Here is a 14,802-nt window from a genome sequence, read left to right as displayed (position 1 = left end):
TGTAAGCTCGATTACAAAAAAAGCAATGCAGACATGTCTGCATTGCACTGATCCATTCTATTTGACCCTTGCTACGGTCAGTCCGTCCCCAATCGGTATGAGAATGCTTTCTAACCGAGGATGACGAGCGACCTGATCGTTGTATTTTTGTAAGGCAAGTGTGTCTTCGTCCGTCGTATGCTCTTCCAATACTTTGCCGTCCCATAACGTGTTGTCGGCAGCGATGATCGCACCTGAACGTGCGAGTTGGATACATAGGTCCAAGTAATGGGAATAATTTGCTTTATCTGCATCGATAAAGAAGAAATCATACGTATCAGCCTGATCTTTTAATTCGTTTAAGGAATCGATGGCAGGACCGACTTTGTAAGATACCTTATTTTCAAAACCAGCCTCCTCTACATTTCTCTTTGCAACATTGGCGTATACTTGTTCCAATTCTAAAGAAACTAACTTGGCATCTTCATTTCCTCTAAGAAGACAGATTCCGCTGTACCCACCAAGAGCTCCAACTTCAAGCAAGTTTTTAGCACCTGATATTTTCACGAGCAACGTTAGTAGTTTTCCCGTTTCGGGAGACACTGAGATCGTTGGCATCCCCGTGTCAATCATGATTTGATTGATTCTTTCATAATCCGCATCTTGTGAAGTGAACAACGTTTGGATATAGGTTTCAAGTTTCATTGATTTTCCTCCTTTTCTTCTACACTATAAATGATACTAAAGCCCAACACGATTCCTGAGAAAAAGTGCAATCTCTCGTTCCCGAAAAGGATATTGGCAAATCCCATGAAGTCTCCCCAGGAAAGCAGGGTGAAGTAATAAGCAGGAAATAGCAGCACGAATAGAGAAGGAATCCCGAACACAAGGCATTTACGCCAATTGTAGGACCATGTACTTCTGTTTCGGAACGATAACTTACTGAATGGTATCGCCATCAACGCACCGAATAAGGTCGGAAATAGGATTGAGTAATAGAAAACGGGCGTCAGCAAGAAATTTTGTTCAGCTTGTACGTGCAATCTGGATTCTATATTGAACCCGCTCAGGAGAATGGCTCCGTATAACAACAAATAAAGAAAATACCTCAACGTTGACTGGTTTTGCATATGTAGAACCTCCATTTATCATTCAATCCATACAATGTTCGTTATAAATGATCTGATTGGGGAGTTTTCCGGGAGGCAAATGGATGATCGTATCTGGCAATCTATTGATTCGAACTTTAGTAGAAGAAGACTCGCCATACTTGGTGAAATGGTTAAATGATCCAGAAATATTGAAGTGGTATGAAGGCAGAGATCAACCACACGAGATTGGGAAAGTGAAAGAACACTTCTTCTCGAAGTCGAATGAGCGTGTGAAACGAAATATCATACTCCTGGATGGAAATGAAATTGGTTATGTTCAATATTACCCTTTATCTGATGAAGAGAAAAGGGTTTACGGTTATAAAAAAACAGAGAAGATTTTCGGAATGGACCAATTTATAGGGGAAACAAGCGAACAGGATAAAGGCATTGGCACTAAAATGATCCTTGCGGTCGTACAATACCTCTTTGAAGAAAAAGAAGCTGAGATCATCGCGATGGATCCACAACTACGGAATAAAAGAGCCATACATTGTTATGAAAAATGTGGATTCATTCCTGTTAAGATCCTGGTGGAGCATGAACTGCATGAAGGGATTAAAGAGGATTGCTTGTTAATCGAAAAGAGAAAGGGATGAAGGTTGTTGACAAGCTGGAGAGAAGATTTTGAGCGAATGATGATAGAAAAACAGTGGAACGAAGCTGTTGCTCAATTGGAGAAGGAAAAAACAAGTCACGCAGGTACAGCACCTGCTCAAGTGAAGAGAAAGGCGATCAAGGCAATTGAGAAATTGTTGAAAGAGGAACTAGATTTACTTTGCGAAGTGACAACTTTTTTTGCGGAGCACAAAAGCCCATCTGCCAAAGAAGTAGCAGCCCATTTGATCCCTCATCTGTATGATCAGGATGAGAGTCTCTGTATCCGCTTGATGTACGATATTGCGGATGATGAGAATTGGGAAGTAAGAGAATGGGCAGCCGGAGGATGTGGAGAGATTTTAGCTCTTCACTTTGAAGATTTTTATCCCGTCTTATCCGAATGGAAGGTCGATGACTCCGAAAATATACGAAGAGCTGTCGTCCTTGCTGTCATGTATGCGAGTAAGACGTTGGATGAATCTTACGCACATAAGTTGTTACACTTGTTGGAACCTCTCATGTCCGATGGCTCTACATATGTGAAGAAAAATCTGGGAGCATTCGCGATTGGTGATGCCTTGTTGAAGCGATATCCTCAAGCAGTCGTTCCGTGGCTGTTCCGAATTGTAGATGCTGAGGATGAAAATGTACGCTGGAATGTTGCAAACGTCTTCACATCGGCGTCTTCACGAACGTTCTATGAAGAAGGAGAAGAACTATTGAAGAAACTGGAGGATGACGAAAGCAAATTGATTCAAAGAGCAGTAAAGAAAGCGAGAAGGAATTTAGAAAAAGCAACTTCCGCTGCTCCAAAATAAATTTCCATAAAAGGGTTGCATGATTTTTCCTGATCTGTAAAATGGTCTTAATACATTTTGGAGGGGACTGGGAGAGATGATCCGAAAACTGACAGAGAAGGATCACACAAAAGTGATGGAACTGTTGACCGAAGAACGGGCAATGAACCTATTCATCATAGGGGATTTGGAAAACTTCGGTTATGATACAGACTTCCAACAGATTTGGGGAGAATGGAAAGACGAAGAACTCATTGCTGTTCTTCTACGCTACAAAGAGAACTTTCTTCCTTATGCAAAAGGCTCATTTGATGTAAAAGGATTTGCGGAGATCATTTTGAACGATGATCACTTTCAAATCCTATCCGGTAAGGAAGAAATCATTCAACAGTTTGATGCGTACATCCCGGCGGGTAAGAAGCGGAGCATGCATTTTGCCGAACTGCTCGATTCAAATTTATTGGAGGAAACGAAAGAGCGACTCGACATTCGTGTGGCAACTGTAGAGGACGTGGATGCAGTCTTCACCTTAAGAGGGAGTATAGAAGAATTCAGGGAATCCAGCGCTACAAGGGAAAGCATGGTTCATACCATTGAAACGAAAAGTGGACGCACGTATTTCATGAAAGAAAAAGACAAGGCAATTGCAAGTGTTTCCACGACAGCAGAAAATTCTGTATCTGCGATGATCGTCGGGGTTTGTACAGATACTGAATATCGTAAGCAAGGTCTCGCATCCAAATGCCTGAGTGCTTTATGCGAAGATGTGTTAAAGGAAGGCAAAACGCTTTGCTTATTCTATGATAACCCGGCAGCGGGTTCTATCTACAAAAGAATAGGCTTCATGGATATCGGCAAATGGACGATGTGGCATAAAGCGGTATAACGCTCTTGAAGTTGTTGGATTTTTCAGGTAATATTCAAGTAGAGACGATTTGAAATTAGGAGGTGTAAGGTAATGCTTACAGTTACGTTTCCAGTGATGGATTGGCTGACAGTCGAAGTACGCTCTCAAACGCATGAATTTGCGTTCGACGGGAGAAGTCTGTCCAATTTTTCATATGAGAAACGTAATAAGACGTAAGCATAACCTTATCCGGATTCCTTATATATGTAGAACGGAAACCATGGGCAGGTATAGCTTGCTCATGGTTTTTTTGTGTTTTTTTCAGAAGTACATCCACTTTACTAAACAAAGGAGATTAATCTCATGATCGTAGCATCTATCAACGAAATCAGCAAAATGTATGCAGGTACTTGGATTTTCCAGGACCTTTCACTTCAAATTCATGATAAAGACCGCCTTGCACTAATCGGTCCGAATGGAGCGGGAAAATCGACTTTCCTGAAATGCATTGCAGGGTTGGAAACGATTGAAGCTGGTAATCTTTCTTATAAAAAGGACATAACGACTGGAATGTTGGATCAGATTCCGATTGCGGAGCCCGGCATCACCGTTGAAGGAATGTTGAAACAATCTTTTGAAGAAGTCTATGAAATCGAAAAACAATTGAAGCAAGTGACCGAAAAGATGGCTGACCCAGATGAACAACATAAGCTGGAGAAGCACTTCAAGCAATTCGGAAAACTTCAAGACAAGTTGGAGGAACTAAATGGATACGCGATCGACTCCAAGATCAAAGGCGTCATGCAAGGTCTTGGTCTCGAGCACTTGAGTGACCATGAATTCTCCTCGCTCAGTGGAGGAGAGCAGACGAAAGTCGGTCTTGCTGCGATACTGCTTGAGGAGCCGGACTTGCTGTTATTGGATGAACCGACCAACCATCTGGACATGGAAGCTTTGGACTGGTTGGAAGAGTATATCCGGAATTATCAGGGGGCTGTCGTCATCATCTCCCATGATCGTTATTTCCTTGATGCCGTCGCAACTAAAACGGTGGAAATCGATTCTGGGGTACTCGAAGAATACAAAGGGAATTATTCTGCGTTCGTAAAAGAAAAAGAAAAGCGTTTGATGCTAGAATTCCAAGCCTATCAAGATCAGCAAAAGAAAATCAAGAAAATGAAGGAAGCGATCAAGCGGATGCGAGACTGGGCGACTCGTGCCGATAACCCTAAAATGCATAAACGTGCCCGAAATATGGAACGCGCCTTGGAAAGGATGAATAAGATCGATCGTCCCAAGCTTGAAAGGCGCACAGCAGATCTTGGCTTTACATCTGCCAAAAGGAGTGGGAAAGATGTCGTCCAATTCCTTCAGGTTGAAAAGAAGATGGGCGAACGGATATTGTTTTCAAACATCGACCTCTTGCTTCAGTATCAAGAACGTGCCGCCATCATCGGAAAAAACGGAGTCGGGAAATCGACCATAATGAGATTGATTCTTGGTGAAATAACCCCCGAAGAAGGCGAAGTGAAAATCGGTGCATCTGTGAAAATAGGCTATCTATCACAAAAAGGATTGATTGGATACGAGGGCTGGACAGTGCTCGATGCATATCGTGATGTCGCACGAGTAGACGAAGGGGAAGCGCGTTATCAACTGAGTCGCTTTCTATTCTTCGGGAAGGAAGTCTTCCAAAAGGTTGAGAGCTTAAGTGGAGGGGAACGGACGCGGTTACGTCTAGCCCAGATGATGACGGAGAACTACAACTTGCTCTTGCTCGATGAGCCGACGAACCATTTGGATATTGATTCAAGAGAAGCATTGGAAGAAGCGCTGGAAGGTTTTAAAGGAACTTTACTCGTTGTTTCCCACGACCGTTACTTCTTGAATAAATTGATTGAACGGACGTTTTGGATCGAGGATGGGAACATCAGGAGCTATATCGGGAACTACAGTGATGCAAAGACGAAAAGAGAACAACTACAGAACTAGACGATTGGAAAAGCTGGCGGATGAACGTCAGCTTTTTCTTTATGCTTTCAAATTGATTTCTAACGAAATTCACGACACTCCTGCGGGAACAGCGAGCCAGGCCTTCAATAAGGATCTTCGACTAAAAACCACCACGTCCTGTGGTGAACATCGAAGCCAGCACCTCCTGTGCAAGTGCGGAAAGGGAGTGATTTCGATGAAATCAATAGAAATGTAAAATTTACCAATCAAATTCCGTTGCATATAGAACGTTTGTTCGTATATAATGATAAAAAAGGAGGAGTGCTCACATGAAACGTATGTTGGTCCGTGCTTACGAGCAGAACAAGCCGATCGAAATCGTGTATCTGGCAAACGATGAATCAATTACTCAACGTGTCATCTGGATTTCATCCATGACTGATACGACGATGACCGCATTCTGTTCGTTACGGAAACAAACACGAACTTTTCAAATCGATCGTGTACTTTCATGTAGAATCCTTCCATATCGACGTAATCAATCGAATAATCATGCCGGTTAAGGAGTGAGCGAACCATGTACGCAACGAAAGAAGAGAGTCTCCTCATCGATCGGTTCATCCTGTACCCCATGTTGTTGACGATCCTCAATCGCGATTTACAAATCTTCCAGCGGGCTCCTTTCAAATTCACCCAACCGTACATTCTTTGGATTGAGGAAAAAATGAGGGAAATCACTCAAGAGCTCCATCAAATCAGGAAAGAGATGCGTGCAAAGAATATTAAAGTATCCTTTCACCGTGTTTATGAAGATACCTCTGAATACCATGTCATCGTAAGAGGATACGACGAAGTCATCAAGTACTCCAACTTCCACCTTCGAAACCAAGCTGAGTTAACTCTCCAACGTTTATTTCTGGGACTTCCATGGAGAAGGCGTCCATCGAACGCTTTATAGTTTTTTTCAATACTTGCCAGAAGGTATTTCCTACAAATTCACCTGAAAAAATGAGATAATAAATGATACGATTCTCGTTGATACGGAAAGGGGAATATTCATGACGCTCCGATTCATGTTAGGCAGGTCGGGTAGTGGAAAGACGACCAACTGTTTGAATGAAATAAGAGACGAATTACATAATGTACCGAGCGGAAAACCGATTGTCATGCTTGTACCAGATCAAATGACATTTCAAATGGAATATGAATTAGTGAAAACACCTGGATTAGGCGGAATGATACGAGCACAGGTGTTTAGTTTTTCACGCTTAGCCCTTAAAGTCCTCCAAGAGGCAGGTGGATTGACACGATACCATCTCACCTCGACAGGAATGAACATGCTCCTCAGGAAAGTGGTTGAAAAACATAGAAATGATTTGATCCTATTCCAGAAATCATCTGAGCAAAGTGGATTCTATGAACTGCTGGAAGAGATGGTGAAGGAGTTCAAAAGATATTGTCTTGGTTCAGATGATCTGGAAAAGTTGGAAGAAAAGCTTCTCGAAGAAACAGAAGATCGCAACCTGCTGAAGGATAAACTTCACGACTTACATATCATCTATCACGAACTGGAAGAAATGTTGGCAGACAAATACGTAGACTCGGAAGATTATCTGCGTTTGCTAGAAGAAAGAATGCCAGACTCATCATTTTTTGATGACTGTGAAGTCTGGATTGATGGATTCCATAGTTATACACCCCAAGAGTTGGGCGCTTTACGTGCTTTGATGAAAAAGGCAAGTAGAACGACGGTAACATTGACGATGGATGAACCGAGTGATCATGTAGCGTCTGATTTGGACTTATTTAGAATGACCAGTACGACCTACCAAAAGGTGAGTGCCATTGCTCAAGAAGAAGGTATTGAGATGGAACCCATTCATTATCTGGGGCAGAGTCCACGCTTCGAGTCTTCTCCATCCATTCGCCACCTGGAGAATTATTTTCATGAAAGACCTGTTGTTCCTTACTATGGGGAGAGCAACATTCAGATCAGTGGTGCAGTGAACCGAAGGGCAGAAGTGGAAGGCATTGCGCGGGACATCCAGGACCTTGTTTTCAATCAAGGCTATCGATACAGGGATATTGCAATACTTGTAAGAGATCCATCTACATACTCCGATTTATTGAACACGTTATTGGAAGATTACGAGATTCCTTATTTCTTGGATCAAAAGCGATCCATGCTCCATCATCCTGTCATCGAATGTATACGCTCGAGCCTTGACGTCATACTACAAAACTGGCGATATGACGCAGTATTCAGGTGTGTGAAGACGGATTTGCTGTTCGATCATGATCTGTGGACAACCCAACAGCTGAGAGAACAAGTTGATTTACTGGAAAACTATGTGCTTGCCCATGGAGTCCATGGGAAAAAGAGATGGTGCAGTCAGGAAGATTGGACTTATCGGAAATTCAGATCATTGGATGCTAGCTTCGGCAACCAGACGGATGAAGAAAGAGAAAAGCAGACAAAGATCAATGCTGCCAGACACATGATATCAGGACCATTAGCAAGATTGCAGCGAGATCTGAAAGCAGCTCGAAATGGGCGTGAGTTATGTGAGGCGCTCTATCTATATTTAGAACATTTACAGGTTCCAGCAAAGCTAGAAAACTGGCGTTATAAAGCTGAAGAGGCAGGCGAATTAAGCCTTGCACGTGAACATGATCAAGTCTGGCAGGCAGTCATCGACTTGATGGAACAGATGGTAGAAATCGTCGGCGACGAGCCGTTAAGTCTGGAACTATTCAATAAAATGCTTGATACCGGTCTTGAGTCGATGAGGTTTGCACTCGTGCCTCCATCTATTGATCAAGTGTTGATCGGTAGCTTGGATCGATCCAGATTTTATCAAGTGAAATGCAGTTTCATACTGGGCGTGAATGATGGGGTTTTGCCTGCGAAGCCAAGTGAAGATGGCATTCTATCAGAGGATGATCGAGAAGCCTTGCAATCTCTTGGAATCGAGATGGCACCGACTGCACGTGAAAATCTATTGGATGAAAACTTTTTGATATACATGGCATTATCGAGTGCATCCGATCATCTATTCGTTTCTTATCCATTAGCAGATGAAGAAGGGAAGTCGCTTGTCCCTTCCATTCTGATCAATCAGATTAAAGAGATGTATCCTGAACAACAGGAACGGTTCATCATGCAGGAACCGAATGAAAGTGAAGAAGAAACGGTCCGGTTTATCGGAAGACCAGGAAGAACTTTGTCCTTTTTGACTGCTCAGCTGCGCCAATGGCAAAGGGGCTATCCGCTAGCAAATGAATGGTGGAATGTGTATAACTGGTTCGTAATCGACGGAAATTGGTCATCCCCTGCCAGAAGGACCATTCACAGTCTCTTCTATGAAAACAGAACCGATCGCTTGAAAAAGGAAACGAGTAAGGATTTATATGGTGAAAGTTTGAAAGCAAGTGTATCAAGGATGGAAAAGCATCAATCTTGTCCATTCTCCCATTTTGCAAGTTATGGTCTGAACCTCGAGGAAAGGCAGATGTACCGGTTGGAAGCACCGGACATCGGACAACTATTCCATGCTGCGTTGAAAGAGGTGGCAGATATCCTCCACCAGAGAAAAATCGACTGGAGGGAATTATCTGCTAAAGATTGTGATCGATTGGCTAGTGAAGTGGTCGAAAAGCTGGCACCTCGTCTGCAAAGTCAGATCCTATTAAGCTCCAACCGTTATCAATACATCAAGCGTAAGTTGAAAAATGTTGTAGGACGCGCTTCCTTTGCGTTGAGCGAGCAGGCAAAAGCGAGTGGGTTTTCACCTGTAGGACTTGAGGTCGGATTCGGAGGTAATGAAAAGATACCACCCCTGAAATATCAATTGCAGGACGGGACGACAATGGAAGTCATTGGTCGTATCGATCGGGTGGATACCGCTATGAATGATGACGGGCTTCTGTTGAGGGTCATCGATTATAAGTCCAGCCAGAAAGGATTGAATCTATCAGAGGTCTACTACGGAATTGCCTTGCAGATGTTAACCTATCTCGATGTCGTATTGACCTACTCCAAAGATTGGCTTGGTAAGAATGCTGATCCAGCCGGTGTATTGTACTTCCATGTACACGATCCTGTTCATTCATCTAAAAAACTGTTGACCCTCGACGAAATCGAGAAAGAACTGTTCAAAAAGTTCAAGATGAAAGGATATGTACTGGAGGATGAAGACGTTGTCCAGCTTATGGATAAAACGATTGAGGGACATTCTGAAATCATTCCAGTTGCTATGAAAAAGGATGGCAACTTCAGAAAAGGTTCTTCCTTATTGAATAAAGATCAATTTGACGAAGTCCGATCCTATGTAAAATCAATGATTGGAAACATCGGGTCAGACATCATGGAAGGAAACATCGATATTGCTCCATATGAAATGCAAAAACGTACACCTTGCACATACTGTTCTTTCCGCTCAGTATGTCAGTTTGATCAATCATTGGAAGAAAACAATTATCGTTCATTGAAGAACATGAAAGATGAAGAATTATTCGAGAGAATGCGAGAGAAAGGAGGGAACGACCTCGATGCGTGAAGTGATACCTAAACCTGAACATGCACAATGGACAGATGAACAATGGCATGCAATTACGGCAAGAGGGGAAGACATTCTTGTTGCGGCAGCCGCAGGATCCGGTAAGACGGCGGTACTTGTTGAACGAATCATCCGTCGGTTGACGGATCAAGAAGGAGTCGATGTTGACCGCCTGTTGATTGTAACGTTCACGAATGCAGCTGCAGCCGAAATGCGTAAGAGAATTGGCGTCGCATTGGAGAAAGCACTGAAGGAGAGACCCGGTTCCCTTCACTTGAGAAGGCAACTCACTCTATTGAACCGAGCTTCGATATCGACTCTGCATTCATTCTGTATAGAAGTTTTAAGAAAGTATTACTACCAGTTAGACCTGGATCCAAACTTCAGAATCGCTGATGAAACGGAAGGTGAATTGATCCGCCAAGAAGTCTTGGAAGAGTTGTTGGAAGAAGAATACGGAAAGGAAGACAATGAAACCTTCTTCGATCTGGTCGACCGATTCAGTAATGACCGGGCAGATGATGAAATCCAGAAAATGATCATCCGTCTTTATGATTTCGCGCGTAGTTATCCTTGGCCTAAAGTGTGGCTCGATCGTATGGTAGAAAAATATGAGATGAGCGAAAAGGTCGATACTCTTGAAGATCTCAGTTGGACGAATGAATTGATTCAGGATGTCCAGCTCCAACTCAGAGGAATGTTGGAATTGGTTGAACAGGCTAAGGAGTGGGCACTCTCTCCAGGGGGACCAGGGCCGTATTATGAAACACTTCAAAGTGATGAACAATTTATACGGAATCTTTTGTCGGCTGGAATGCGTTCTTGGTCAGAGCTTTACGATGCATTTCAAGAAGGCTCCTTTACTAGACTTAAGGCTTGTAAAGGGGACGATTATGATGAAGTGCTGAAAGAACAGGTCAAGTCTTTACGTGATCGTGTGAAGAAACAGGTAGATGGTCTTAAGGAAGATCTTTTCAGCAGAAGTCCAGAATCCTATATCCATCATATCCGTGAATTGGCCCCAGTCATGAATACGTTGGTAAGCCTTGTCAAACGCTTCTCTGATCGTTTCCAGGCTGCTAAGAAAGAGAAGGGACTCGTCGACTTTTCAGATCTTGAGCATTATTGCTTGGAAGTCTTGTCCGGTAGTGACAGTTCGGAAGAGGTCCTTTTGCCATCACAAGCTGCCAAAGAATATCGTCATAAGTTCATTGAAGTTCTCGTAGATGAATATCAAGATACGAACCTCGTCCAAGAGTCGATCGTCCAGCTTGTCACCAAGGAACAAGAGGATGGCTCCAACTTGTTCATGGTCGGGGATGTGAAACAAAGCATCTATCGTTTCCGTTTGGCTGAGCCTTCCCTCTTTTTGGATAAGTACAAGAGATTTCATGGTTCAGATCCCGGTGAAGGGGTCCGCATCGATCTTTCAAGAAATTTCCGAAGCCGCAGGGATGTCATCGACAGCACAAATTTCATCTTCAAACAAATCATGAATGAGTCGGTTGGAGAAATCGAGTATGATGATGCTGCGGAACTACACCTGGGAGCAGATTTTCCTGAAACGGAAGAGGCAAGAACAGAATTAGTCTTGATTGACCGCAGTGACGAAGGGGGTGACGATGACGAGGACATCGAAAACTTGGAATCCATCCAATTGGAAGCCAGGTGGATGGCAAACCGTATCAAGAAACTGATCGGTCACAACGAGAATCAGACGCCGTATCAGGTATTCGATGCCAAACTGAAACAGCACCGTCCGATCACGTACAGAGATATCGTCATCCTGTTACGCTCGACGGCTACAGCAGCCCCGACCATTCAAGAAGAGTTTAAGAAACAGGGCATACCGGCGTATGCGGATCTATCTACAGGTTACTTTGAAGCCGTCGAGGTGTCCATCATGATGTCCTTGCTTCAGGTGATCGATAATCCGTATCAGGATATTCCCTTAGCCTCAGTGCTCCGTTCCCCGATCATCGCTTTAAGTGGGGAAGAGATGGCTGAAGTTAGAGTCGCCAATAAAAAAGGCTCTTACTACGAAGCAGTCGTTTCCTATTTGGAAATTGCAGATCAAACATCAACTCGTGAAAAGCTAGCGTTCTTTTATAAAAATCTACAACGATGGAGAACGAAAGCAAGACAGGGAGACCTTTCTGATCTGATTTGGCAGATCTACCGAGAAACCGGATATTATGACTACGTTGGAGGTATGCCTGGTGGTCAGCAACGTCAAGCGAATTTGCGTGCATTGTACGATCGAGCACGTCAATATGAAAACACATCATTCAGAGGCTTGTTCCGATTCCTAAGATTCATAGAGAGAATGAAGGATCAAGGAAAAGATCTGGGAGCTGCCCGTGCCCTCGGGGAGCAGGAAGATGTGGTCCGTATCATGACGATTCACAAGAGTAAAGGGCTTGAGTTTCCGGTTGTCTTTCTTGCGAATTTAAATAAACGATTTAACGAAATGGACATGCGCGGAGGGTTTTTACTTCACAAGGAAATCGGTTTTGGAGCGAAATTCATGAATCCAAAACACCGGGTCAGCTACCCGTCTCTTCCACAGCTTGCTATCCAGAAACGACTCAGGATGGAAATGATTTCTGAAGAGATGAGAATTCTATACGTTGCGTTGACGCGTGCGAAAGAGAAATTGGTACTAGTCGGCGCGCTCCGTGATTTGCATAAACAGCTGCAACAATGGCAGCACATGATTTCGCGTAAAGGATGGTTGCTTCCTGATTTTGAAAGGGCTGCAGCTAAATCCTATTTGGATTGGATTGGACCAGCAGTCATCCGTCACCCTAGTATGGGACACTTAAGAGAACGCTTAGGGTCTGTTCCACCGACTTATGAGACTGTGGGAAGTGATGAGAATCAATGGGGACTGTCCATTCTACAATCAAGTGAAATCGTCATGACAAATGAGGAAAAGGTTGAAGAGAAGCAAAATCGCCTGGAACAGATAAGGAATTGGGAGCAGGTTCCTGTAGCCGAGGTGGTTGAAGTTGAAAGAAGACTTTCATGGGAGTACCCGTACCAACATTCCAAGAAGCATATGTCTAAACAATCCGTGACTGAACTGAAAAGGAATGTGGAAGCAAGGGATGAATACGGGGATCAGTCATTCGTGCGGCAGCTTCGGAGTACGATCGGTGAAAGACCCAGTTTCATGCAGGACAAGTCCTTAAGTGCAGCTGAGAAAGGTACCGCCATGCACATGGTCATGCAACATATTCCGGCGAATCGACCTGTTGACTTTGAGTTGATTAAAGAAAGCATCGCAAAACTTGTGAATCGGGAATTGATGACAACAACCCAGGCAGAAGTCATTGATATTCAATCCATTGAGCGATTCTTCCTAACGGATCTAGGCGAAAAGATGCAGGCATCAACCCGTGTCCATCGAGAAGTTCCCTTCAGTCTGGGATTGCCAGCTGAACAAGCTTATTCAGATTGGACAAGCCAGGGAGAGGAGCACGTCCTGATTCAGGGTGTCATGGACTGTGTTATAGAAGAAGATGATGGATTCATCCTTCTGGATTATAAGACAGACGCAATCACTAATCGGTTTGAAAGTTATGAAAAAGCAAAACCGATACTTGAAAAAAGATACGAAATCCAGTTGAGTCTCTATGCGAAAGCAATTGAAGAAATATGGAAGAAGCCATGTAAAGAGAAGTATCTATACTTTTTTGATGGTGGACATTTGTTACGATTGCCATAATGAAAGGGGAAACGTATGAGATTACTGCATACGGCTGATTGGCACCTTGGCCGCACGTTGGAGGGCAGGAGCCGATTAGAAGAGCAAGAACAATTTTTAAGGGAATTGTGTGAAATTGTGCGGGAAGAGCAAGTAGATGTTGTACTCATGGCGGGTGATGTATTCGATACAGTGAACCCTCCAGCAGCAGCCGAACAATTATTTTATGAGTATATGGCGAAGATGACGAAAGACAGGGGATGTCAAATCGTCATCATTGCCGGTAATCATGATAACCCGGATCGTCTTAGTGCCTCAGGTCCTCTAGCATCCTTGCATGGTATCACCATCATCGGATATCCGACCATCCAACCGGTAGAATTGGATGTTCCTAAGTCAGGCGAGCGGTTGAAGGTAGCAGGTCTCCCTTATCCTTCTGAATCAAGGTTGAAAGAGCTGCTGACAGAATCATTCAGCGAAGAAACGTTGAGAGACGCCTATGATATCCGGATAGAAAAACTGTTTGATGAGTTATGTAAAGGATTCGATTCTTCTACAGTCAATGTAGCCATGAGCCACATCTATGTGGCGGGTGGAAGGGAAACAGATTCTGAACGACCGATACAAGTCGGCGGGGCATATACGGTGACAGCTGATGCTCTGCCATCGAACGTCCAATATACAGCACTTGGACATCTGCATCGTCCCCAGTCGATCAAGCGGGCAGAAGGAATTGCCAAATATTCTGGTTCACCTCTTTCCTACAGCTTTTCAGAAGCTGGACAGACCAAATCCGTTACACTGATCGATGCAAAACCGGGAGAGGCAGCTTCTACGAAAGAAGTGTATCTTTCTAGCGGTAAACCATTGGTCAGGTGGAAAGCGGAACAGGGGTTGGAACAAGTGTATCGTTGGCTTGAAGAGAAGAAGGACGAACATGCCTGGATCGACCTGGAAGTGCATCTGAAAGATACGTTAAGTATGGAACAGATCCATAAATTAAGAAATGCCCATGAAGGGTTCATCCACATTCGGCCCGTTTTTGAAGATGTAGAAGTCCAGCAATCCGAACGAAGGATGTCCGACTTACCGATTGATGAGTTGTTCACCAGGTTTTATGAGCGACAGACGAATGGTGGTACTCCTGATGAAGAAACGGTGAAGCTGTTCATGGAACTGGTTGATCCGAACGAAGGAGGTGCGTGAG

12 protein-coding genes are annotated in these 14,802 nt (G+C 43.7%); 10 read left to right on the top strand and 2 right to left on the bottom strand.

What is annotated here, in order from left to right:
- Positions 1 to 57: 57 nt before the first annotated feature.
- On the bottom strand, positions 58 to 684 hold the full coding sequence (locus ACXQIQ_RS06255) for an O-methyltransferase (RefSeq protein WP_439299625.1): 627 nt from the start codon (positions 682 to 684) through the stop codon (positions 58 to 60).
- Positions 681 to 1,109 (bottom strand): hypothetical protein, encoded by a 429-nt coding sequence (locus ACXQIQ_RS06250; protein ID WP_439299626.1) that lies wholly within the window; start codon positions 1,107 to 1,109, stop codon positions 681 to 683. Before ACXQIQ_RS06250 ends, ACXQIQ_RS06255 begins: the two co-directional genes overlap by 4 nt.
- 83 nt (positions 1,110 to 1,192) lie before the next feature.
- On the opposite strand from ACXQIQ_RS06250, the gene ACXQIQ_RS06245 reads away from it, so the two are divergent.
- The 10 genes from ACXQIQ_RS06245 (at position 1,193) to ACXQIQ_RS06200 (ending at position 14,801) form a co-directional block, all read left to right on the top strand.
- Positions 1,193 to 1,729: a GNAT family N-acetyltransferase gene (locus ACXQIQ_RS06245; RefSeq protein WP_439299627.1), complete on the top strand. Its 537-nt coding sequence runs from the start codon at positions 1,193 to 1,195 to the stop codon at positions 1,727 to 1,729.
- A 6-nt stretch (positions 1,730 to 1,735) separates the two neighbouring features.
- Positions 1,736 to 2,548 carry a DNA alkylation repair protein gene (locus ACXQIQ_RS06240; RefSeq protein WP_439299628.1) on the top strand — a complete coding sequence of 271 codons (813 nt, stop codon included), beginning with the start codon at positions 1,736 to 1,738 and terminating at the stop codon, positions 2,546 to 2,548.
- A gap of 76 nt (positions 2,549 to 2,624) precedes the next feature.
- Positions 2,625 to 3,413: a GNAT family N-acetyltransferase gene (locus ACXQIQ_RS06235; protein WP_439299629.1), complete on the top strand. Its 789-nt coding sequence runs from the start codon at positions 2,625 to 2,627 to the stop codon at positions 3,411 to 3,413.
- A 72-nt stretch (positions 3,414 to 3,485) separates the two neighbouring features.
- A complete protein-coding gene (locus tag ACXQIQ_RS06230) occupies positions 3,486 to 3,611 on the top strand; it encodes a hypothetical protein (RefSeq protein WP_439299630.1) in 126 nt (41 codons plus the stop codon).
- A gap of 126 nt (positions 3,612 to 3,737) precedes the next feature.
- Complete coding sequence (gene abc-f, locus ACXQIQ_RS06225) at positions 3,738 to 5,366, top strand: ribosomal protection-like ABC-F family protein (protein WP_439299631.1); 1,629 nt, start codon at positions 3,738 to 3,740, stop codon at positions 5,364 to 5,366.
- A gap of 290 nt (positions 5,367 to 5,656) precedes the next feature.
- Entirely contained in the window at positions 5,657 to 5,890 is a 234-nt protein-coding gene (locus tag ACXQIQ_RS06220) for a WYL domain-containing protein (protein WP_439299632.1), read from the top strand.
- 14 nt (positions 5,891 to 5,904) lie between these two features.
- Positions 5,905 to 6,285, top strand: coding sequence for a hypothetical protein (locus ACXQIQ_RS06215; protein WP_439299633.1), 381 nt, complete (start codon positions 5,905 to 5,907; stop codon positions 6,283 to 6,285).
- 100 nt (positions 6,286 to 6,385) lie between these two features.
- The gene (gene addB / locus ACXQIQ_RS06210) at positions 6,386 to 9,886 is read left to right on the top strand and encodes a helicase-exonuclease AddAB subunit AddB (protein ID WP_439299634.1); all 3,501 of its coding nucleotides are present in this window, start codon (positions 6,386 to 6,388) and stop codon (positions 9,884 to 9,886) included.
- On the top strand, positions 9,879 to 13,616 hold the full coding sequence (gene addA, locus ACXQIQ_RS06205; protein ID WP_439299635.1) for a helicase-exonuclease AddAB subunit AddA: 3,738 nt from the start codon (positions 9,879 to 9,881) through the stop codon (positions 13,614 to 13,616). Before addB ends, addA begins: the two co-directional genes overlap by 8 nt.
- 15 nt (positions 13,617 to 13,631) lie before the next feature.
- Positions 13,632 to 14,801, top strand: coding sequence for an exonuclease SbcCD subunit D (locus ACXQIQ_RS06200; protein ID WP_439299637.1), 1,170 nt, complete (start codon positions 13,632 to 13,634; stop codon positions 14,799 to 14,801).
- Position 14,802 lies beyond the last annotated feature (1 nt).

Source organism: Pseudalkalibacillus sp. Hm43 (assembly GCF_054170705.1).
Note: the sequence above shows the minus strand (reverse complement) of the source record. Positions and strands in the feature narration are given on the sequence as shown.